This is a genomic window from Segatella salivae DSM 15606, from assembly GCF_000185845.1.
GTDB lineage: Bacteria > Bacteroidota > Bacteroidia > Bacteroidales > Bacteroidaceae > Prevotella > Prevotella salivae.
The window spans coordinates 2,486,182-2,507,008 of the sequence record NZ_GL629647.1; the positions used below are offsets into that span (position 1 = coordinate 2,486,182).

17 protein-coding genes and 1 tRNA gene are annotated in these 20,827 nt (G+C 41.8%); 8 read left to right on the forward strand and 10 right to left on the reverse strand.

Going from position 1 to position 20,827, the window contains the following annotated elements; all coding sequences use genetic code 11:
- Positions 1-10: 10 nt before the first annotated feature.
- From HMPREF9420_RS09770 to HMPREF9420_RS09790, 5 genes are all read right to left on the reverse strand, one after another.
- Positions 11-811 carry a vitamin B12 dependent-methionine synthase activation domain-containing protein gene (locus HMPREF9420_RS09770; RefSeq protein WP_007135495.1) on the reverse strand — a complete coding sequence of 267 codons (801 nt, stop codon included), beginning with the start codon at positions 809-811 and terminating at the stop codon, positions 11-13.
- 9 nt (positions 812-820) lie between these two features.
- Positions 821-2,152: a dihydroorotase gene (locus HMPREF9420_RS09775; protein WP_007135496.1), complete on the reverse strand. Its 1,332-nt coding sequence runs from the start codon at positions 2,150-2,152 to the stop codon at positions 821-823.
- An 11-nt stretch (positions 2,153-2,163) separates the two neighbouring features.
- A complete protein-coding gene (locus HMPREF9420_RS09780; protein ID WP_007135497.1) occupies positions 2,164-2,964 on the reverse strand; it encodes a DUF4369 domain-containing protein in 801 nt (266 codons plus the stop codon).
- Between the two features lie 136 nt (positions 2,965-3,100).
- Entirely contained in the window at positions 3,101-3,514 is a 414-nt protein-coding gene (locus HMPREF9420_RS09785; protein ID WP_007135498.1) for a hypothetical protein, read from the reverse strand.
- Positions 3,498-3,836 carry an FtsB family cell division protein gene (locus HMPREF9420_RS09790; RefSeq protein WP_007135499.1) on the reverse strand — a complete coding sequence of 113 codons (339 nt, stop codon included), beginning with the start codon at positions 3,834-3,836 and terminating at the stop codon, positions 3,498-3,500. The genes HMPREF9420_RS09785 and HMPREF9420_RS09790 overlap by 17 nt, the downstream gene beginning before the upstream one ends.
- A 64-nt stretch (positions 3,837-3,900) precedes the next feature.
- Between HMPREF9420_RS09790 and HMPREF9420_RS09795 the strand changes: the two genes are divergently transcribed.
- Positions 3,901-5,700 (forward strand): DNA polymerase III subunit gamma/tau, encoded by a 1,800-nt coding sequence (locus HMPREF9420_RS09795; RefSeq protein ID WP_007135500.1) that lies wholly within the window; start codon positions 3,901-3,903, stop codon positions 5,698-5,700.
- A 13-nt stretch (positions 5,701-5,713) separates the two neighbouring features.
- On the opposite strand, the gene asnA is transcribed toward HMPREF9420_RS09795, so the two are convergent.
- A complete protein-coding gene (asnA, locus tag HMPREF9420_RS09800) occupies positions 5,714-6,754 on the reverse strand; it encodes an aspartate--ammonia ligase (RefSeq protein ID WP_007135501.1) in 1,041 nt (346 codons plus the stop codon).
- A 254-nt stretch (positions 6,755-7,008) separates the two neighbouring features.
- On the opposite strand from asnA, the gene HMPREF9420_RS09805 reads away from it, so the two are divergent.
- On the forward strand, positions 7,009-7,500 hold the full coding sequence (locus tag HMPREF9420_RS09805; protein ID WP_007135502.1) for a low molecular weight protein-tyrosine-phosphatase: 492 nt from the start codon (positions 7,009-7,011) through the stop codon (positions 7,498-7,500).
- Positions 7,501-7,535: 35 nt separating this feature from the next.
- Here HMPREF9420_RS09805 and HMPREF9420_RS09810 read toward each other — a convergent pair whose 3' ends face one another.
- The 3 genes from HMPREF9420_RS09810 to HMPREF9420_RS09820 all read right to left on the reverse strand — a co-directional run bounded on the left by HMPREF9420_RS09810 (position 7,536) and on the right by HMPREF9420_RS09820 (position 9,517).
- Positions 7,536-8,636 carry a hypothetical protein gene (locus tag HMPREF9420_RS09810; RefSeq protein WP_007135503.1) on the reverse strand — a complete coding sequence of 367 codons (1,101 nt, stop codon included), beginning with the start codon at positions 8,634-8,636 and terminating at the stop codon, positions 7,536-7,538.
- Between the two features lie 39 nt (positions 8,637-8,675).
- Entirely contained in the window at positions 8,676-9,074 is a 399-nt protein-coding gene (locus HMPREF9420_RS09815; protein WP_007135504.1) for an FKBP-type peptidyl-prolyl cis-trans isomerase, read from the reverse strand.
- Positions 9,075-9,443: 369 nt separating this feature from the next.
- Positions 9,444-9,517, reverse strand: a tRNA-Arg gene (locus tag HMPREF9420_RS09820).
- 153 nt (positions 9,518-9,670) lie between these two features.
- Between HMPREF9420_RS09820 and pepT the strand changes: the two genes are divergently transcribed.
- Genes pepT through HMPREF9420_RS09835 form a run of 3 tightly spaced genes read left to right on the forward strand, consistent with a single transcriptional unit; the run spans position 9,671 to position 13,688 of the window.
- Complete coding sequence (gene pepT / locus HMPREF9420_RS09825; protein WP_044079217.1) at positions 9,671-10,894, forward strand: peptidase T; 1,224 nt, start codon at positions 9,671-9,673, stop codon at positions 10,892-10,894.
- Between the two features lie 57 nt (positions 10,895-10,951).
- Positions 10,952-13,264: a cation:proton antiporter domain-containing protein gene (locus HMPREF9420_RS09830; protein WP_007135507.1), complete on the forward strand. Its 2,313-nt coding sequence runs from the start codon at positions 10,952-10,954 to the stop codon at positions 13,262-13,264.
- A gap of 4 nt (positions 13,265-13,268) precedes the next feature.
- Entirely contained in the window at positions 13,269-13,688 is a 420-nt protein-coding gene (locus HMPREF9420_RS09835) for a Fur family transcriptional regulator (RefSeq protein ID WP_007135508.1), read from the forward strand.
- 72 nt (positions 13,689-13,760) lie between these two features.
- Here the strand turns inward: HMPREF9420_RS09835 and HMPREF9420_RS09840 are convergent, their stop codons facing one another.
- Positions 13,761-14,717 (reverse strand): LuxR C-terminal-related transcriptional regulator, encoded by a 957-nt coding sequence (locus tag HMPREF9420_RS09840; protein ID WP_007135509.1) that lies wholly within the window; start codon positions 14,715-14,717, stop codon positions 13,761-13,763.
- 371 nt (positions 14,718-15,088) lie between these two features.
- On the opposite strand from HMPREF9420_RS09840, the gene HMPREF9420_RS09845 reads away from it, so the two are divergent.
- The 3 genes from HMPREF9420_RS09845 to HMPREF9420_RS09860 all read left to right on the forward strand — a co-directional run bounded on the left by HMPREF9420_RS09845 (position 15,089) and on the right by HMPREF9420_RS09860 (position 20,816).
- Complete coding sequence (locus tag HMPREF9420_RS09845; protein WP_044078911.1) at positions 15,089-16,936, forward strand: alpha-amylase family glycosyl hydrolase; 1,848 nt, start codon at positions 15,089-15,091, stop codon at positions 16,934-16,936.
- Positions 16,937-17,806: 870 nt separating this feature from the next.
- Entirely contained in the window at positions 17,807-19,153 is a 1,347-nt protein-coding gene (purB, locus tag HMPREF9420_RS09855; protein WP_007135513.1) for an adenylosuccinate lyase, read from the forward strand.
- A gap of 190 nt (positions 19,154-19,343) precedes the next feature.
- On the forward strand, positions 19,344-20,816 hold the full coding sequence (locus HMPREF9420_RS09860) for a pseudouridine synthase (RefSeq protein WP_007135514.1): 1,473 nt from the start codon (positions 19,344-19,346) through the stop codon (positions 20,814-20,816).
- The last annotated feature ends 11 nt before the right edge of the window (positions 20,817-20,827 follow it).

The window sequence follows — 20,827 nt, forward strand, 5'->3', positions numbered from 1 at the left end:
AAACGTTTGTTTATACAGTCTTAAGAAACTTGCGAATGAGCTCAACGGGTAAGCCGCGCCGTCGTGCATAGTCATGAAGTTGGTCGTCGCCAATACGTCCTAACTCAAAATATTGACTCTTTGGATGAGCGAACATGAGTCCACTCACGCTGGCATGTGGCGTCATCATACCACTTTGAGTGAGTCGAATCCCGATGCCTTTCATATTGATAAGGTCTGCCAATATGAAGTTAATGCTCGTGTCAGGCAATGAGGGATAGCCCACGGCGGGACGTATTCCTTGATACTCTTCCATGTGAGTTTGTTCTATCGTTAGTTGCTCATTAGGTGCATAACCCCAGTGCTTTCGTCTCACCTCTTCATGCATTTTCTCAGCTGTTCCCTCGGCTAATCGGTCGGCAAGTACTTGTGACATCATACGCAAATAGTCGTCATTTAAGTAAGCCTTTTGTAGCTCGTTGTCTACTGAAGTGGCAAAAACTCCGGCCTCATCCTTTATGCCACTTGAGATGGGACGCACGAAATCAGCCAGACAGAGATTAGGATATCCTGGTTGCTTTGGCTTTTGCTGACGCAACATTGGTATGCGTTTACCTCCAATAATGAGGTCATCTCCATCGCTGTTGGCTTCGAAGATATCAAAGACCGCATGCGTTTGATAACGTCCTTGCCAACTCTTGAGCATTGCTTCTGCGTCGGTTCGAAGTTGAGTTTTGGCTTCTTCTGGTTTACCATTCATGCTCCATGCATGGAAGAAATAAAGCCAATTGATATACGGAATAATATCCGAGATGTCGTAATGCAGTATCATTTGTCTTTGTTATCCATGGAAAGTGAGGGCTTCTCCGCGATAGTTCGCATCGAAATGACCATCATAGTAGAGGATATGTCCATTGCAGATGGTAGCTAAGATGCGGTTGTTGAAGACATGATTTTCCAAGGGACTCCATTTACATTTGCTTTGAATGAGGTCGTTGGTAACCTTCCATGGGCTTGCTGTTTTAACGATAGTGAGATCTGCTTTGTAGCCTTTTCGAATGAAACCACGTTCATTGATGCGGAAAAGCCGTGCGGGATTGTGGCACATTAACTCGGCAATTCGTTCGTAGGAAAGAATGCCTTTGTCGGCAAGTTCAAGCATCGTTGCAAGAGAAAACTGTATCATTGGCATGCCCGAAGCAGCCTTTGCACAACCACCTTGCTTATCTTTTAGCTCATGAGGTGCATGATCTGTACCAACGGTTGTTATCCGATTATCATTCAGTGCTTGTCGAAGTGCGTCGCGATCGGCTGCGGTTTTGACAGCGGGATTACATTTGATTAGTGAACCAAGTGTGGCATAATCTTCGTTTGAAAAAAGGAGATGAGCAATTACAGCCTCTGCCGTGATGTGGTCATCAATGCCAAAGAATGCCAATTCTCGTGCCGTTGTGAGGTGTGCAACGTGAAGTCTTGTATGATGTTTCTTTGCTAATGCCACCGCGAGTGATGTGCTTCGGTAGCATGCTTCCTCACTTCTGATGAGAGGATGTAATTCAATGTTGGGGTCATCTTGTTGGGCTTTGGCTCGTGCCATATTAGCCGTGATGAGTTCGGTGTCTTCACAATGCGTCACAAGTTGCCAGTCTTGATTCGCGCACACCTTATATATATAGTCGAGGTGCTCATGGTTTTCGACGAGCATATTCCCCGTACTGGCTCCCATAAACAATTTGATTCCTGGCACAAGTGAATGATCAAGGGTTGCAAATGAATCTGCATTATTGTTTGTTGCGCCATAGAAAAAGCTGTAGTTGACATGACTTTTATGGGCTGCGAGCGTCATCTTTTCTTGCCATGCTTCAGGCGTTGTTGTCTGAGGGGATGTATTTGGCATCTCCATATATGAGGTTATGCCACCAAAAGCAGCTGCACGGCTTTCACTTTCTATGTCTGCTTTGCGCGTAAGACCAGGTTCCCTGAAATGTACATGAGTATCAATGATGCCGGGAAAAACGAAACATCCCGAGGCATCTATTATCTTGTCATAGATTCCTCGGGGTGTTTCTGATGGATCAAATAAGGCCGCAATGGAGTTGTCTTCAATGAGAATGTCACGCCGTAGCGAGCGGCCTTCGTTGACGATTGTACCACCTTGTATGATAATTTTCATACGCTTATCGTTTATTTTAATGATGGTTTTGCCATCTGGGCAGGCGTAGGAGCTGATTGAGTGGGTTGATTCTCATTCTGAGGAGCCTCATTTTCGCTCGTCTCCGCTTGTACATCACGCATTCCATTCATGATTTGTTGGTTCTCTTGTGCCTTTTGATAGTAGTCTTTTACATAGGCATCGTTCTTGAATTTGTCTGTAGCCTTGCTCATGATATCCTCAATCCATGGCGTCAATTCAGGGTATTGATAACCTATAGTGACCATAAAGAAGATGCCAGGACCAAGCACATTGTCGAAGTTTTCGGTAACAAACGTGGTGACAAGTTCGTCTTCTTTCTGTGAGATTCGAGCCGCTTCTTTATTGAGTTTGGCATTAATCACGTCCATGTTTCGCCCATTCATGATGGCTTGATCATGTTGATGTACGAGTTCAGACTCTTGATTTTTCAACTGATTATACTTGTTGAAGAACTTAAAAAGCTTATCGTTTAGCGGCGTACCACTAACAATTTGTTGCGTGTTATCTATCTTAATAGTAATGTCTCCTCCCTCAACTACCAACGGAAGTACACTCTCTTCGTCCATAAATATGTTACCCATTCTGACGGAATCTACCGTGCCAGAGAAGTGGAATTGACCATGAACGACGTCGCAAGAGTCAAGTGTTTTGAACTCGTTATTCTTGAGAACTTTGAGATAAAGCATTCGTCCGTCAAGATTAGATACGTTAGATGTACCCACGATGTTATACGAGTTAGCACATGATGTCAGTGTCAAGAGAGCTACGATGACGTAATAGACCTTATTCATAAATTGTTTTTCTTGTTCTGATAACAAAGATAATAGGAAGTGATGAGGTGTGAAAGAAAATTCAATCAATTTAATTTATCAAGCACATCTTTTAGGTTTTTTTCGTACTCACGATTCATTTTATCTTGTAAATAAATTACTTTTCTTGTTCCTTTTTTAGCTCATGGTCGATTCGATGCATAGCATAGACTTCAACAATTGCTGCAATTAATAACAAGATAACCCATTTATTATAAAGGTAAGTGAGGTAATCAATCTGATTATCAAATAGGGAACGGAAGAAGCCATAAGCGTTATCAACCATTAGAAGGCCTGCAAAAACAAAGAGTAAATCAGCCAAATTAAGGATGTTTTTCAATCGTTTTATCGTGGGATTCAGTCCTTCATAGGTCTGCATCATTTGCATTGTAGCAAACAAAATGCTACCAACAAGTGCAATCCAACAAACGATTTGTGTAGCAAACATAAACACATAGCAACCCACTCCGACTACCATGAGGAGGCCACCAACCATGAAAAGAATACTTTGTAGACTATTCAGATGCTTCATTATTTGTTTCTATAGGTTTCTCATCGTCGCTTAATACGTAGATATCTTCATCATCTGCCTTCATGAAGTAACGCTCGCGAGCAATCTTTTCGATTGCTTTTGGGTGGCGTTTCAATTCATTTAACTGTCTTGAATCAGCCTCGTATTGCTCCGTATACTTGTTGATTTCGCTTTTAAGGTCGCCTATTTGGAGTTCTAATTGGAATCGTTTGAGGAAACTGTTCTCGTCAATGAAGCCAACAATCAGCACGCCAATAATAGTCACTATAAGGTATTTATAGTGAGAAATGAAACTCAAAACTGCATTTAAACGACCAGCCATAATTGATTAATTTGTTTGCAAAGATAATAATTTTTGCTATCTTTGCATCATCAATTCTAAAAAAATGGATGAATATATTGTATCTGCCAGGAAATATCGTCCAATGACATTCGATTCTGTTGTGGGGCAACATGCGCTCACAACTACATTGAAGAATGCTGTCAAGAGCGGCAAGCTGGCTCATGCTTACTTGTTTTGCGGTCCGCGAGGTGTAGGGAAAACCACGTGCGCTCGTATCTTTGCGAAGGCTATTAACTGTGAAAATCCAAGCCAAGATGGTGAAGCTTGCAACGTATGTGAAAGCTGTAAAGCGTTCAACGAGCAACGTTCCTATAACATATTTGAACTCGATGCAGCCAGCAATAACTCTGTAGAGAACATCAAAGCCCTTATGGAACAGACGCGGATTCCACCTCAAATAGGACGCTATAAGGTGTTTATCATCGACGAGGTGCACATGCTTTCTACGGCTGCTTTTAATGCTTTCTTGAAGACATTAGAGGAACCTCCTGCTCATGTTATCTTTATTTTAGCAACCACAGAGAAGCATAAGATTTTACCAACGATATTGTCTCGTTGTCAAATCTACGACTTTGAACGCATGACAGTGGGTAATACTATTGAGCATCTGAAGTCAGTTGCTGCGAAAGAAGGAATCACTTATGATGACGAAGCGCTTGCTGTTATCGCCGAAAAAGCCGATGGTGGTATGCGCGATGCACTCTCTATATTCGATCAAGCGGCCAGCTTTTGCCAGGGAAACATTACGTATCAGAAGGTCATTGAAGACCTAAACGTATTGGATTCAGACTATTATTTCAAGATCGTTGATTTCGCTTTGAGTAACAAAGTGAGTGAAATCATGGTGTTGGTAAACAATATATTGAGTAAAGGTTTCGATGGAGGCAACCTTATTTCTGGGCTTGCTTGTCATGTGAGAAATGTGCTTATGGCTCGTGATGAAACGACACTTCCTTTGTTGGAAACAAGCGAACAACAACGTAAAAAATATCATGAGCAGGCCAAAAAGTGCCCAGTTCAATATCTATATCAAGCGTTAAAGCTGCTCAATCAGTGTGATATCAATTACAAACAAAGTAGCAACAAACGCCTGCTTGTAGAGATTACGCTCATTCAAGTGGCTCAAATCACGCAACCAGATGACGACACTCCAGGTGCGGGGCGCAGCCCTAAACGATTAAAATCCCTGTTTAAGAATCTTATCAATGCACAGTCAAAACAAGCAACTATGCAGGTGGTTGCGACTGAGCATCATGCGGTTTCTCGCAGAGAGAGAGCCGCACAACCCGTTGTTGAGCCTGTTGTAACGGCATCTTCAACGGCAACTCCCGTGACAAAAGTTAAGGAAAGCCCTTCTCCCAAGCCTCAAACAAATATAAATCTTGATGCCATCAGTCTTACTTTTGCAGGTATTAGAGCCCGTAAAGACAAGCGTGTTGAGGCGGAAGTAGAGCAGTTTCATGTTGACACTACACAGGAAGGACGTTTCACTCAAGACCAACTTGAGACCTCATGGTATGCAATGTTGGTGAGAATGCCACAGCAATATAATGGTCTTTCCATGCGATTAAAGAACGTAACTCCACACATAACGGAGTTTCCGAAGATAGAAATTGTGGTGGATAATCAAATCCTTCTCACACAGGTTGAACCTATAAAGTCTCGTATAAAGGCAACACTTGCGAAAGAACTCAATAATGGTCAGATTGAGATTCTATGGCGTGTGGCACAAGGAAGTGAGGTTAAACCTCTCATGACTAAACGCGAAACCTTTGAAGAAATGAAGAAAGACAATCCCGCATTGGCTAAGCTTTGTCAGATGTTAAACCTCGATATGTCTTAGTCTTCCATTTATTTTATTCTATCAAGGGCATGCCCAAACGTTGGCATTCCTTGCGCATCTCTTCGGGCCAGATGCTGGCTTGTATCTCACCGATATGCGCTTTATGAAGTAATATCATGCAAAGACGACTCTGACCAATACCACCTCCGATGCTCAAAGGTAACTCATCACGCAGTAATTTCTTGTGGAAAAACAATTCCTTTCGCTCTTCCTTACCTTCTATTTTCAATTGTTTTATCAATGCTTCTGCATCGACTCTGATTCCCATCGAACTCAATTCTACGGCTCGTTCCAATACAGGATACCAAATGAGTATATCGCCGTTTAGTCCTGTTTTGCCGCTTTCGTTGGGAGTACTCCAGTCATCATAGTCGGGTGCACGGCCATCATGTTTCTCCCCATTACTTAGTGTTGCGCCTATACCTTCAATGAATACCGCACCATATTTCTTGCAAATAGCGTTCTCTCTTTGCTTAGAATTAAGTTCAGGATACATGTTAAGAAGGTCTTGACTGTGTATAAAGTGAATCTGGTTGGGTAGAAACGGGCTCAACTCCGCATAGCGTTCACAAGTCAGATACTCTGTTCTTAGCAGTGCAGCATAGATGCGTTGCACTATATTTTCAAGGAAATTAGTGGTTCGTTGCTCTTTAGTGATGACGGATTCCCAGTCCCATTGGTCAACATAAAGAGAGTGAAGATTGTCTAATTCCTCGTCAGCTCGGATGGCATTCATATCGGTATAGATGCCAAATCCGGGTTGAACATCATACTCAGCCAAGGTTAATCGTTTCCACTTTGCAAGCGAATGAACCACCTCTGCACGTGCATCTCCGAGGTCTTTTATAGGGAAACTAACTGCTCTTTCGATGCCATTGAGGTCATCGTTAATACCTAATCCTTGCATCACAAATAGTGGAGCTGTGACACGACTCAAGCGTAGTTCGGTTGCAAGATTCTGCTGGAAGAAGTCTTTTATCAGTTTAATCCCTTGCTCAGTTTGCTTTCTATTGAGCACAGGACGATAGTTCTCTGGGTGTAATAAGTTGCTCATGGTTGTTTTGTTTCAAAGCGTTTATTATCAGATACAAAGGTAATCATTTGTGTTTAATATTGAAAGTTAAATAAGAAATAAATTGTTATATCGAAACAAATGGGTCGGTTTCTGCAGCATTATGATATGTTTTTTGTGCAAAATGAAGGTTATCAAACGATAGATTGTAATGAAAGTATGAAAGTTGAAGGCCTTGTTGCATACTTGCTCGAATTTCATTATCTTTGCATAAGATAAAAATTAAATGATAAAAGATGAATACAAAGACTGCATCTCGCACGAAAATATTATTTATTTGTTTAGGAAATATCTGCCGTTCTCCTGCAGCACATGCTGTGTTTCAGCAGAAAATCAATGATAAAGGCCTTGCAGATAGGTTTGAAGTAGACTCTGCTGGTATAGGCAATTGGCATGTAGGACAACTCCCCGACAGTCGAATGCGCCGACAAGGAGAGCGTCGTGGCTACATGATTAACCACAAAGCACGACAGTTTCAAACGTCAGATTTCAAGCTGTTTGATCGTATCGTTGTGATGGATAATGACAATTATCGCATCATTGTTTCAAAGGCGTCAAGCGATGAAGAGGCTCAAAAGGTGATTCGAATGGCCGACTTTTTTACCTCACATCCACGTGCAACGAGTGTCCCAGATCCTTATTATGGTGGCCCCGAAGACTTCGATTTAGCCCTTGATTTAATAGAAGATGGTGTCGAAGGACTGCTGAAGGACATGATGAAAGCGTGAGAAGAATCGTTTGATAATTGTGTTTTACAGCTATTTTATAGGCAAAGTTGTCTTGCAATATCGTTGAGTTGCAAGCATTGTTGACGTGCTATGGTTTTTTGTTCTGTATGATGTTCCCAAGGCGAAAGAAGCAATATGCGACCTTCTTTGCATGCTTCGAACATGCGACCTGATGGCTTATAGTAGTTTGTAAAGCCGTTTTCTTTGAGGATAATCATGCGGAGTCCCGCTTTAAAAGCTTCGTGCATAATCTCTTGTTCTCCTTTACTGATAGAAGGAGATACCAGTACTGCTCCCTTTCTTCCTGCTTCAAGGAGTTGTTGTTTCAGGGTAGCGAGGGCTTCGCTTGTTATCTTTCGCGAGCATTGTACTTGCAATTTGTCTGGGCAGTCCAGCAAGAAGCGATTGCCGATCATTGAAAAAGTCAGCCCGTTGAAAGTTACATTATGTTGCACTTGGAACCAATCTGAATGTTGTCTCTTTATTAACAAGCGTCTCGGATTATCTTTAAGATAATGTTTCCAAGCTTCATATTGCTCCTGATGTCTTAGTATCTTATCATTGTATCCATGCTCAAAGAGTAATCCAAAGCGTGATTTGCGAGGCTTTTGTGCATCGTCTTTTAAAGACGACAAACTCTCTTTATTTAATGAAATGCTATCGTTGAAGGTCGGAACTAAGTAACCTTGCGCCTTAAGTTCCTCGCGATAAGCACGATTACAGCCTTGAATGAAGCCGCGAATTACGATACCTAAGGGTCGGTTTTCAGGCAGATGTTCTTCTATAGAGAGGATAAAGTGCAAATGATCAGGCATGAGTTGCCAGGCAACAATGCCTATCTGTGGGTAGTAGTTTGGGATATGTTGCAGCTCGTTGACTATGGTTTGACCTAACGTTGTGGGTGTAATGTGTGGATAATCTGGGCTTTCCGGGGTTGCATCGGCACGTCCTTCGAGATGCCCAAGTAATGGCCTTCGCCCATCAACAACTAACGTTATCAGGTATCGACCACGTTTTGTGTAGTCGTGACCAATCATGCGTCGTTTCATGGAAGGCTTTTTGTTAACGTAGAACCCAGTCTCAGATAAGCGGTAAAACTTATTGTTTTGCTTGATGTATTTCCTGTGATCTGTCATTTGTATCTTGTTAAGTGTTTCATGTTGTTATTAAGTTTGTTACCCAACCCCTAAGAGCTCAACCTCGAAAATGAGGGTGGAGCCACCGGGAATACCTGGTTGGGAGTACTTACCATAGCCCATTTCGGCTGGTATATAGAGTTCCCATTGGTCGCCGATGTGCATCTGTTGCATGGCAATTATCCATCCGTCGATAAGGTCACTCAGTCGCATTGCAAAAGGAGTAGAGCCTCGGCTGGAGTCAAACTTTTTGCCGTTGATAGTCCAACCCGTGTAATGGGCTGTGACAATGCTACGCCGTGAGGGTTGAGGACCATGCGGATTGCCTGCTTTCAACACCTTATAATATATGCCGTTTGAAAGTGGTTTTACTCCCTCTTCTTTGGCTTTGTCTTCCAACCAACGCTTATTGGCTAATACATAGTCTTTCTTTGCCATCGTTTTTCTTTTTATATGATGTGTTGATTAATCTGTGTTCTACGGCTATTCCCTATTGGTTTGTCGTAATGATAAGGCGAAAGAAACTTGTAGGAAAAGTTGAAATTGCCCCTCGTTTCCATTGGGTTGGTGAACAACCTAAACTCCCTTTCTTTGTGCCTCATATTCAATAGGAAAGCAAACTGCGTCATATTGGTTCACAAACTGCGTCAAATTATGCGGTAAACTGACGCAAATTATGGCATGATATGACGCAAATCACATCGCCTTATGCCCTGCAAATATACATACTTTATGGGATATAACTCATAATCTCCAGTGTTTCCCGATATGATAAATTAGAAATCGTGTGTTATGAATTATCAAAAGTGACTCCGTTGGGATTCAAACCCAAGACCTTCAGAACCGGAATCTGACGCTCTATTCAGCTAAGCTACGGAGCCAAAACTTGTGCAAAATTACGAATAAAAAACTTACTATGCAAATGTTATTTGCCAAATTATTTTGCAATCTATTTGAATTATCGTATCTTTGCGTTATGAATCATGTGGAATTTAGATAAAAAACATTCCACAATTAAATTTGAAATAGAAGCTATGGACCTTACAGAAAGATTTATCAACTACACAAAATTCGACACGCAGTCATGCGAAGAGTCTGACAGTGTCCCCTCTACGGAGAAACAACTTGTATTTGCCAAGTATCTGAAAAAAGAGCTTGAAGACGAAGGTTTCAGTGATGTTGAGATGGATAAGATGGGATATATCTACGCAACGCTTAAGGGAAACACGAAGAAAAAGACTCCAACCATAGGCTTTATCTCACATTATGACACGAGCCCTGACGCAAGTGGCAAGGATGTTAAAGCCAGAATTATTTCCAACTACGATGGAAAAGATATACAACTCTCACCAGGTATCTTCTCAACGTTAGAGAAATTTCCTGAATTGAAGGCGCATGTTGGCGAGGATTTAATAGTTACCGACGGCACAACTCTACTTGGTGCAGACGACAAAGCGGGTATAGCTGAGATAGTACAAGCCATGTGTTATTTGAGAGATCATGACGAAATAACGCATGGTGACATTCGAATTGGCTTCAATCCAGATGAAGAAATCGGCATGGGTGCACATCACTTTGATGTCGAAAAGTTTGGATGTGACTGGGCATATACTATTGATGGAGGCGACTTAGGCGACTTAGAATATGAGAATTTCAATGCAGCTGGCGCTAAAGTTTATATCAAAGGAGTGAGTGTTCACACTGGATATGCTAAAGGAAAGATGGTGAATGCCAACCGATTGGCATGCGAATTTAACGATATGATCCCTGAAACGGATATCCCAGAGAACACAGAAGGGTATCAAGGTTTCTATCATTTGCTTGGCATAGAAAGCCGTACTGAGGAGGCAAAACTTAACTATATCATTCGTGATCACGACCGTTCTAAGTTTGAAGATCGTAAAGATTTCATGGAAGAATGTGTCAAAAAGATGAATGATAAGTATGGAGAGGGGACCGTAAGGATTGAACTTCACGACCAATACTATAACATGAAAGAGAAGATCGACCCTAATATGCACGTGATAGATATAGTACTTCGCGCGATGCAAGATAACGGAGTAGCTCCCAAAGTGGAACCCATTCGTGGTGGAACTGACGGAGCACAGTTGAGTTTCCGTGGGCTTCCGTGTCCAAATATCTTTGCCGGTGGTGTGAACTTCCATGGTCCTCACGAGTTTGTTTCAGTTCAAGTGATGCAGAAAGCGGTTGATGTTATCGTTAGTATCTGTGAGATTACCGGTAACTTTGAAGATTAATCATCTAATCATATAAGCCCATTTCGAAAACCACGGAGTGGGCTTTATCTTATCTTTATGGCAGAAATACCCAAACTTATAGGAGATCTTGCGTTAATACTTGTTGTTGCTGGCATTGTCACGCTTGTGTTTAAGAAACTCAAGCAGCCTCTTGTCTTGGGCTATATAGTGGCGGGTTTCTTGGTCTCTCCACATATGCCTTACACTATGTCTGTAGTAGATAAGGGCGACATTCATACGTGGGCAGACATCGGAGTGATGTTTCTTTTGTTCTCACTTGGGCTTGATTTCTCGTTCAAAAAGATTCTTAAGATGGGCATGGCGCCTGTAATTGCGGCGCTAACGATAATCTTTTCCATGATGACGCTTGGCATTTTAGTCGGTCATAGCTTTGGATGGGGGCGCATGGATTGTATCTTTCTCGGCGGAATGTTAGCCATGTCATCGACTACTATCATTTATAAAGCCTTCGATGATCTGGGATTTCGTCAGCAAAGATTTGCCTCGTTAGTGATGAGTGTGCTTATACTTGAGGACGTGTTGGCTATCGTTATGATGGTTATGTTGAGTGCTATTGCGGGAGGAAATAAGCCAGATGGTGGCGAAATGCTTGGCTCAATACTGAAGATTGGCTTTTTCCTTGTGTTGTGGTTTGTTGTGGGTATCTTCCTCGTTCCCCTCTTTTTCCGCAAGACACGCAAGCTAATGAATAATGAAACGATGGTTATTGTGGCCTTGGGACTATGCTGTTTGATGGCTGTTTTGTCTACAAAGGTGGGCTTTAGTAGTGCATTCGGTGCGTTCGTTATGGGCAGTATTATTGCCGAAACGGTTGAAGCGGATAAGATCATCAAGTTGGTTGAGCCGGTGAAGAACCTTTTCGGAGCAATCTTTTTCGTGTCGGTTGGTATGCTTGTGCAGCCAGGTGTGCTCGTCGATTATGCCATTCCAATCATCATTATAGTGCTAACCATCTTACTTGGACAAGGTGTTTTTGGAACCGCGGGTTTCCTTTTAAGTGGTCAGTCGTTAAAGAATGCGATGCGATGTGGCTTTTCTATGGCGCAGATTGGAGAGTTTGCATTCATCATTGCATCGCTCGGCTTGTCGTTAGGTGTTATTGGTAACTTCCTTTATCCAGTCGTTGTAGCCGTCTCAGTGATAACAACGTTCCTCACACCTTATATGATTCGTTTCTCAGAACCATGCTATGAGCGACTCGAAAAGCATCTTCCCAAGCGGTGGGCACGTAGACTTAAACACGTGGGGAACGTGCATCAGAACTCTAATGAAGAAGAAAATACGTGGAAGATTCTGCTTAGGAAGATGGCCGTTAATACGATTATATATGGTATTCTCTCTACGGCTGTCGTGGTGTTAATGTTGACTTTCGCACTTCCTATATGCAGAACTGCACTCGGACACTGGCCCGGTAACGCCTTATGTGGTTCACTTACGGTGCTAATGATATCGCCTTTTCTTCGTTCTTTGGTAATGAAGAACGTGCATAGTGATGAATTTCGCCAGCTATGGACAGAGAGTTTGCTCAATCGTTTGCCTCTTTCCTTTACCATTATTGTGCGAGTTGTCATTGCAGCCCTATTCATTTTCTACATCGTAAACTATCTTTCTCGCTTCAAAGTAGCCTTTATGATTACGATTGTTGTTGTGGCTTTAGTGGCTATGGTGTTATCAAGAAGCTTGAAACATCGCAGTATTAAGCTCGAAAGATTATTCATAAAGAATCTTCGTTCACGTGAGATTGCTGAAGAAGTGAGTGGAGAACGTCGCCCATTATTTGAGGGACGACTGCTTGATCGCGATATACACATCGGAGAATTTGATGTTCCTGAGGATTCCATTTGGGTGGGGCGAACACTAAAGAACTTACAGTTTCGCAACCGCTTTGGTGTTCATGTGAGTAGCATTTTACGCGGTTCACAACGTATAAACATTCCAAACGGCAGTAATATTGTATTCCCTGGCGATAGAATTTCAGTCATTGGAAGTGATGAACAGCTAAAGATGTTCAGCAAAGCGATGGCAACTGAGCTTGTGCCTGAAGACCCGGAAGTCGAGAAAAGGGAAATGAAACTGCGCAAATTAATATTATCTTCCGACACACCTTTTATCGGAAAGACGCTTGCAGAGAGTGGAATCCGCGACCAATATGGCTGTATGGTGGTCGGCGTTGAAGAGGGACAAGAGAACTTAACGCTAATAGATCCATTGCGAAAGTTTAGAAAAGGCGACATCATTTGGCTTGTTGGAGAGGAAGCCGACATTGAAAGAGTGCGCCAGCAAGTGCCTGTTCGTGCCATGCTTTCAGCGTCATCAGATAGTAGTGTGAATCAGTTAACGAAACAATAAACCGATGGGAAAGGAGCAATGTGTTTCATTTCTGAGCGAGCATGGCATCAAACCGACTGCCAATCGCATTGTTATCGCCGAGACACTTGCCTCAGCTGATTGTCCTATGTCAGTGAAAGAACTTGAATATCGCATTCTTTCCATAGACAAATCAAATATCTTTCGCACGCTGATGTTATTCAAAGAACAGCACCTTGTGCATGTTATTGAAGACGGAGATGGGGGACTCAAGTATGAACTTTGCCTGAGTCATGACCACAAAGTGGATGAAGATGAGCACTTGCATTTCTTTTGTGAGCGCTGTCATAAAACCATTTGTCTGCATGAAATCCCTGTACCCATCGTCTCTCTCCCTGCTGGTTATGAGTTACGTGGCATCAGTTGTGTAGTCAAAGGATTATGTCCGAAGTGCCGAAAGCAATGATATTTCGGGATGAAAAAAGAAAAATGGTGTGATACGTTAAAACGAATCACACCATAATTTTATATCTTTGGATTATAGTTTTACAGCAGAAATGTCAACCAAATGATTCACAATGGCATATATAGTGAGTCCTGCGGGAGAGTGAATCTGCAACTTTCGGGCAATGTTTCGACGGTGGGTAATGACTGTATTGACTGATATATAAAGATGTTCTGCAATCTCTTTGTTACTCATTCCTTGTACAACACCGATTATAATGTCTTTTTCTCGCTGACTTAATTGGTCATCTCCCGTGGTAGAAGGACTGATCATCTTCGATATATTCAGTGTAACTCCCTGCTGATTCAAGCTCTTTTCCAGTCGTTTTATGGCTGGAATGAAGATTTGATCTTCAACCATTGAGTGCTGGTTTAGCCACGACTCACTATTATAAATGTCGTAAAGCGTAGCCGTAAGTAGGTTGTTATGCAGTTCGTCTGAAGGCAAATATTTGATAATAATGCTTTTCAACTCCAGCCAACGCTGCTCTACTTGTCGATGATGTTGAGAGAAAGTATTGATGTCATAGTTACTCATGACGACACCTTTCAATAGTTGTTCCACATAAGGGAACACCGTTTTCTCTTCATAACGCATATGTTTCATAATCTCGTATGCGTTTTCATCATAGAGCTTTAGAATGAATTGGGCTAAACTATCACGTTCATCTAAGGCCTCAACCAACTCTCTTCGCATGAAAGGTAGTTGGAAATCGATATAATAAGCATGTGAAGCTTTCAGATACTTCAACAGAGTTTCAACCGAGAGATTATCTGCATCATCTTTCCGATAATAACCATTGATTGTGAGATTCACTATGGCAAGGAACGTGTTTGTATCCACATGTTCACTCTCACAGACCTCTTCCACGGTCTTATCTCCAAAGCCTAAGCTAATGCCGAAGCCTCCTAAACATTGCAAAATGTCACAGTTGTCGCGGATAATGTTGATCATTTTATCATCAGCTTCATAGATCTTCTGATTCTTCATAATGCCTGTAAGTAATTACTTTGTGCAAAGTTATGAAAAAAAATGCTTATACACAATACCCAATTATTATGAAATTCTTTGATATTCAGACTTTATTCACAATCTTTTATTACTCTTTTTATACTTAAAACCCACTTACAATAGCTTTTAGGTGCCATTGATGGTTCGTATTTTCTTCGTTGGTTCAAGAGACAATCCCTTTATTTTTGTGAAGAAAATCGAATGATTTGATAACTTTCTTTCTGATTGTTCATCTTTTTATTCATATTGTGCAATCGTTTTCATAGAATTTAATCATAAAGTGTTTCAGTGCATTTTTTTTACCATTAAATAATTCGTAACTTCGCATTATAAACCAAAACAATCAATATATGAAGCGTTTTTATCTATTATTGTGTGCCTTGTCAATGGCTGTTTGCACGTTTGCGCAGGGATGGCCTGAGCGTTATGATGGTGTAATGTTGCAGGGATTCTACTGGGATAGCTATGATGACACCAACTGGAATAAGTTAACAAGTGAGGCCGATGAACTCTCTAAGTATTTCAATTTGATTTGGATTCCTAACTCAGGAAACACTGCCGACTTCTACACAAGCCACAGAAAGACGATGGGTTACGACCCATGTTTCTGGTTAAATCATAACAGTTGCTGGGGAACGGAAACGCAATTGCGAAACATGATCAATCTTTTCCATTCGAAAGGAACGGGATTTATCGAAGACGTTGTTATCAATCATAAGAATGGACTCAATAGTTGGGTGAACTTTCCACAGGAGAATGTGACGGGAACTAAAACCGGAAAGCAATATAAAGTGGAGTGGGATAACACCAATTATACCCAGATTTGTAACACCGATGAAGCCAATAGAAATGCTGATTCGGGCGTAAAGGGAAAGATAAGAGGGGCTGCTGATACGGGCGATGATTTTGATGGATTCCGTGATCTCGACCATACCAATGCCACAACCCAGGCGAATGTGAAGACCTATCTTGACTTTTTGCTCAATGAACTCGGTTATGTGGGCTTCAGATACGATATGGTTAAAGGCTTTAAAGCTTCATTTGTGGGGATATATAACCATGAAGTGCAGCCTCGTTTCTCTGTAGGCGAATACTGGGACACTGCAAAAGATAAGGTGATTGCATGGATAAATGGCACGAAAGTGAATGGAGTTGTCCAGAGTGCAGCCTTTGATTTTCCACTAAAATATGGCATTAATGATGCGTTTAACAGCGGAAAGTGGAGTCGTTTGAATGATGCCTGCCTAAGCAACGACCCAAATTATTCACGTTATGCAGTCACCTTTGTAGACAATCACGATACAGGTCGCTATACGAATGACGATGGTAATGCACCCGTTTATGGCTATGTAGAGGCTGCCAACGCTTTTATTCTCTCCATGCCCGGCACTCCTTGCGTGTTCTTTCCACATTGGCAAAAGCATAAAAAGGCTATAAAGCAGTTGATACTTGCCCGCCATATTGCTGGGATTAATAACCAAAGTCAGATTCTTTTCAGTCAGGCGAAGGACGAAGGTTACGTGCTTAACGTGCAGGGAAGCCATGGAAAGCTGCTGCTTTTGCTTGGAAAGAAGGTGAATTATCCTACAACCGACTATAACTTTGCCTTCAAAGGTGAGGGCTTTGAGCTTTATCTTAGCAAGGGACTTGACTTTAGTGAGCTTATGAATATCAACGATGCAGCATATAGTTTCACGTTGCCTGGCGGACTAAAAGCAAACAAAGATGAACGTTGTGCCTTCTTTGAAGCACCCTCAAGTTGGGGAGTTCCGTCGAAGATTTCATGCTGGAACTGGGATAAAACAGCAAATTATACGAAGGGAACTTGGCCTGGTGGCGACTGTAAATTGGTTAGATTGTTGCCTAATGGACGCCGCGTTTTCAAATGGACGATGGGGATTAACGACCGAAAAGCAGTCAGTGGAGACAATGAAGGCGTAATTTTCAGCTATAACAATGGTACAAAGACGGTGCAAACAAAAGACATGCCGTTTGTTAATGGCGGTTATTATACGATAGAAGGACTACAATCTGTTGTACCCGATGTGGTCACTTCGGTACGCAATTTGGTTGCAGATGGAGCAGGAACTGACGTTCGTTTGCACGGATGGTATACGCTTCAAGGACAAAAACTCAGTCAAAAGCCTGTACAAAACGGCGTGTATATTCACGATGGAAAGAAGGTTTTGGTGAAATAGAATGAAGAGGATCGTGTCACTAAGGAAATGCTAATGATATCATATTGTTATGCTTTGATTTTATGTTGCGAGTGGTATTGAATTAAGATACGATAATATTCTCTTCGCAAAGAATATGAAAGTGTTTTATGGAAGGCCTGAACAAGGAAACTTGTTTGGGTCTTTTTTGCGTGTTGTTTGAGGGATATTGATGGATGTTTCGTGTGGCTTTGCATGGAGAAAGTATTGTTTGTGGACTTTGTTTTAATTGATATGATTTAATTTTACAATAGCTTTCTGAAAACAAGCGTATTTGAAACACAAAGAGATTTCGGTTGGATTACGCGCTCTTTTTAGTGGTTTGGTAAGTTGTTGTCAGTCAGATAATTATGTAGAATGAGTGGAAAAATTATGCAAAATGCCATGATTTTTAGTTGTAATTCCTATCAATTCATCTTGTTATTTGAGGCATTTCGCATAGTTGTTTGTAGGATTTAGCGCGGTGAACTGCATCATTTTGCAAGCGAATAGCATCGCTTTTTGCGGTTTTTCTCCTCTTTTTTGTGCCAAAAACCAATAAATTTGGGATTTTCTTTTCTATTTGATTGCTTTCTGAAGTGTTAAATTTTGAGGAATAAATACAACAAAATAACGGGACGGGCTGGGCTGTTTTGTGGTATGCTTGCAATCGATTGCATGAATGGTGTGTTTGAGATTGTGGGATAGGTAAACATCGTTTGTCTTATGGAAAAATAGTGATGGTTTATGCAAAAAACTTCGTTTTGAAATAAAAAAGCTTGCTTTTTAATCTTATTTATCATTAACCTCCTTGATAATTCAGCTAAAACTATTAACTTTGTAGCGTTATTATAATCATTGAATTGTATCGTTATGAAACTTGATGCATTGACCGCCATCTCGCCAATTGATGGTCGTTATCGGGCAAAAACAGAACCTCTTGCCGATTATTTCTCTGAATATGCGTTGATAGCTTACCGAGTTCGTGTTGAGATTGAATACTTTATCACGCTTTGTGAGTTGCCTTTGCCACAATTGAAAGGCTTTGATCATGCGCTGTTTGAACGCTTGCGGGACATCTATCGCAACTTTGATGAAACGTCGGCTGCGCGAGTTAAGGAGATAGAACAGACCACTAACCACGATGTTAAGGCTGTAGAATATTTCATAAAAGAGGAGTTTGACAAGATTGGTGGCTTGGATGCATACAAAGAATTCATTCATTTTGGACTGACTTCTCAGGATATTAATAACACCAGTGTGCCGCTTTCATTGAAAGAAGCATTGGAGAAGGTGTATATTCCTCAGGTGGAAGAGCTCATTGATCAATTGAAACAATATGCCGAAGAATGGAAAGCGGTGCCTATGTTGGCTAAAACACATGGACAACCTGCCTCTCCTACACGTCTGGGTAAAGAGATAATGGTGTTTGTTTACCGTCTTTCGGAGCAGTTGGATGCACTGAAAGCTTGTAAATATACAGCGAAGTTTGGCGGTGCAACGGGTAATTTCAATGCACATCATGTGGCTTATCCGCAGATAGATTGGCGTGCGTTTGGCAACCAATTCGTTAGTGAAAAGCTTGGGTTGGAACGCGAACAATGGACTACTCAGATAAGCAACTACGACCATCTTGGTGGAGTTTTCGATGCAATCAGACGTATAAACACGGTGATAATTGACCTTGATCGCGACTTCTGGATGTACATTTCAATGGAATATTTCAAGCAGAAGATTAAAGCAGGTGAGGTAGGTTCAAGTGCAATGCCCCATAAAGTGAACCCTATTGACTATGAAAATAGCGAAGGAAACCTTGGTGTTGCCAATGCCATTCTGCAGTTCTTGGCACAGAAACTACCAGTAAGTCGCTTGCAACGTGACCTGACTGACAGTACTGTTTTACGTAATGTTGGTGTGCCAATCGGCCATAGTGTTATTGCCATTCAAAGCACTTTGAAGGGTTTGCGCAAGCTAATCTTGAATGAAGAAAAGTTGAAAGAGGACCTCGATAATACCTGGGCAGTAGTCGCAGAGGCTATACAAACCATCCTAAGACGTGAGGCTTATCCTCATCCTTACGAGGCTTTGAAAGCATTAACTCGTACAAACAAGAAGATGACGGAAGAGACTATTCACGAATTTATCAAGGACTTGGATGTCAAAGATAGCGTGAAAGAGGAGTTAATGGCTATCACTCCTTTGAATTATACAGGTATATAATGCAGCCCAATAAGGCTCTGTTACTACAGAGAATGGGTGAGATAAAGAAAAAATAGAGGCTTTTTCTTAAAACAGAAAGAAGTATGTTGGCATTAAAAATATGCCTGTTGCATGCACAATGAATGATGATTAATGATTTAAAATAAAAGTACTAACCCGGCCGCGAGGCTGAAAATTAAAATTAAAAAACATGGATTCAGAATTAGAAAACAAGACTCAAGATCTGTCAACAGAACAGAATGAGACCACCCGTGAGGGCTACTCACGTCAAGGAGGAAGCTATTCCAGTAGCTATCATGCCACAGGACGTCCCCAACGTCCACGTATACATAGTCAACGAGCATATAGTACTGACCACGTGAATACTAACGAAGTAGAAGGTGGTTTCCGTCCAGAGGGCTTCGGAAGTGGCTTGCAAGGCAATGAACGTCCACAGCGTTCTTATCAACCAAGACAAGGTGGTTACGGCCGCACTCAAGGCGGATATAACAACAATCGCCCAGGAAACTACGGCCGTCCTCAGGTAGGTGGTTATCATCCTCGCTACAATAACGAAGGCGATGAGATGCAAGGCGGTTACCAACCCCGTATGCAAGGCGGTTATAATCGCCCTCAACAAGGAGGTTATCGCCCCCGTTATACGAACAATCCTGACGATCAACAAGGTGGTTATCAGCCTCGTTCTCAGGGCGGATATGGCCGTCCTCAGGGTGGATATAATAACTATCGAGGAGGTTATAACAATAATCGTGGAGGCTATGGACAGCCTGGTGGCTACAACAACCGAGGCGGTTATGGAAATAATCGCGGTGGATATGGTCGCCCACAACAAGGAGGTTACAACAACAATCGAGGCTATAATAACAACCGAGGAGGCTATGATCCGAATGCAAAGTATAGTCTTAAGAAGAGAATTGAATACAAAGAGACACATATAGACCCTAATGAGCCGATACGATTAAATAAGTATTTGGCCAACGCGGGAGTTTGTTCACGTCGCGAAGCTGATGAGTTTATCTTGGCAGGTGTAGTGACTGTAAACGGAAATGTAGTCACAGAACTCGGTACAAAGGTGCTACGCGCAGATGAAGTAAAGTTCCATGATCAGCCCGTTTCATTGGAAAAGAAGGTTTATGTGTTGTTAAATAAGCCGAAGGATTACGTCACAACAAGTGATGATCCGCAACAACGTAAGACGGTAATGGACTTAGTTAAGGACGTATGTCCAGAGAGAATATACCCTGTTGGAAGGTTAGATCGCAACACAACGGGTGTGCTCTTGTTAACCAATGACGGTGACCTTGCGAGCAAACTAACCCATCCTAAGTTCTTAAAGAAGAAGGTTTATCATGTTCATCTCGATAAAAACGTCACAGAAGATGACTTGCAAAAGATTGCAAGTGGTATCGAATTAGAGGATGGAGAGATACATGCTGACGCCATAGAATATGCTGATGAGCGAGATAAAAAGCAAGTAGGCATTGAGATACATAGTGGAAAGAACCGCATTGTTCGCCGCATTTTTGAAAGCCTTGGCTATCGAGTTCTCCGATTGGATCGCGTGCAGTTTGCTGGTCTAACGAAGAAAAACTTAAGACGAGGTGACTGGCGTTTCCTCACCGAACAAGAGGTAGATATGCTTCGAAGCGGTATGTTTGAGTAACAGAAACATTG

Excerpts from the sequence above, each read along its gene's own strand:
- HMPREF9420_RS09770 (WP_007135495.1), bottom strand. The coding sequence starts at position 811 with ATGATACTGCATTACGACATCTCGGATATTATTCCGTATATCAATTGG.
- HMPREF9420_RS09775 (WP_007135496.1), bottom strand. The coding sequence starts at position 2,152 with ATGAAAATTATCATACAAGGTGGTACAATCGTCAACGAAGGCCGCTCG.
- HMPREF9420_RS09780 (WP_007135497.1), bottom strand. The coding sequence starts at position 2,964 with ATGAATAAGGTCTATTACGTCATCGTAGCTCTCTTGACACTGACATCA.
- HMPREF9420_RS09785 (WP_007135498.1), bottom strand. The coding sequence starts at position 3,514 with ATGAAGCATCTGAATAGTCTACAAAGTATTCTTTTCATGGTTGGTGGC.
- HMPREF9420_RS09790 (WP_007135499.1), bottom strand. The coding sequence starts at position 3,836 with ATGGCTGGTCGTTTAAATGCAGTTTTGAGTTTCATTTCTCACTATAAA.
- HMPREF9420_RS09795 (WP_007135500.1), top strand. The coding sequence starts at position 3,901 with ATGGATGAATATATTGTATCTGCCAGGAAATATCGTCCAATGACATTC.
- asnA (WP_007135501.1), bottom strand. The coding sequence starts at position 6,754 with ATGAGCAACTTATTACACCCAGAGAACTATCGTCCTGTGCTCAATAGA.
- HMPREF9420_RS09805 (WP_007135502.1), top strand. The coding sequence starts at position 7,009 with ATGAATACAAAGACTGCATCTCGCACGAAAATATTATTTATTTGTTTA.
- HMPREF9420_RS09810 (WP_007135503.1), bottom strand. The coding sequence starts at position 8,636 with ATGACAGATCACAGGAAATACATCAAGCAAAACAATAAGTTTTACCGC.
- HMPREF9420_RS09815 (WP_007135504.1), bottom strand. The coding sequence starts at position 9,074 with ATGGCAAAGAAAGACTATGTATTAGCCAATAAGCGTTGGTTGGAAGAC.
- pepT (WP_044079217.1), top strand. The coding sequence starts at position 9,671 with ATGGACCTTACAGAAAGATTTATCAACTACACAAAATTCGACACGCAG.
- HMPREF9420_RS09830 (WP_007135507.1), top strand. The coding sequence starts at position 10,952 with ATGGCAGAAATACCCAAACTTATAGGAGATCTTGCGTTAATACTTGTT.
- HMPREF9420_RS09835 (WP_007135508.1), top strand. The coding sequence starts at position 13,269 with ATGGGAAAGGAGCAATGTGTTTCATTTCTGAGCGAGCATGGCATCAAA.
- HMPREF9420_RS09840 (WP_007135509.1), bottom strand. The coding sequence starts at position 14,717 with ATGAAGAATCAGAAGATCTATGAAGCTGATGATAAAATGATCAACATT.
- HMPREF9420_RS09845 (WP_044078911.1), top strand. The coding sequence starts at position 15,089 with ATGAAGCGTTTTTATCTATTATTGTGTGCCTTGTCAATGGCTGTTTGC.
- purB (WP_007135513.1), top strand. The coding sequence starts at position 17,807 with ATGAAACTTGATGCATTGACCGCCATCTCGCCAATTGATGGTCGTTAT.
- HMPREF9420_RS09860 (WP_007135514.1), top strand. The coding sequence starts at position 19,344 with ATGGATTCAGAATTAGAAAACAAGACTCAAGATCTGTCAACAGAACAG.